Origin of the sequence: Bartonella sp. TS82HLJMH, assembly GCF_042193495.1 — a bacterium.
Classification (GTDB): Bacteria; Pseudomonadota; Alphaproteobacteria; order Rhizobiales; family Rhizobiaceae; genus Bartonella; species Bartonella grahamii.
In genome coordinates this window covers 1-521 of the sequence record NZ_JBHILU010000118.1, presented here as the reverse complement: position 1 = coordinate 521, position 521 = coordinate 1, and the positions used below count along the sequence as shown (strand labels likewise).

The window sequence follows — 521 nt, the reverse complement described above, 5'->3', positions numbered from 1 at the left end:
ATATTTTTATATTTTATAAACCTGCTGCCTTCTTATTTTTCAATTGCACTGTAAAAAATACGTGGTGCACTATTCCAGACCCATTTTTTGACATCAGGTGTCATAGCTACAGAAACATATGTCTGATAAATAAAAGCATAGGGTCCTTTCTGCATAAATTCACGTTGCAAATCAGCATACATTTGCACCCGTTTTTGGGGATCTTTTTCAAACAATGCATCTTGAACCTTTTGATTCATCTTGACATCAAAATACCCATGGCACCAACTAGCATAGCCTGTATTTTTAGCCTCAAACCTATTATCAGGATTGTAAATAAGACGTGAAGCCATTGTATGGGGGTCCGCAGAGCCATTATTCCATCCGAAAAAAATCGTATCAAAACCACGCGCATAAAATTTTGAAAACAACTGTGTTCCTACAAAACGTTCAATTTTAAAACGTACCCCAACCTTTTTTGCGTTGTCTTGGAGAGACTGAGCAATAGGCAAAGCAAAAGGATAAGGAGAGGCACCAGCAAA

The 521-nt window shown here is 37.4% G+C and carries 1 pseudogene; it reads right to left on the bottom strand.

The features are described 5' to 3' along the window. Window positions 1-32: 32 nt before the first annotated feature. Window positions 33-521, bottom strand: a pseudogene (locus ACFIKO_RS09605) (ABC transporter substrate-binding protein); the annotation flags it as partial.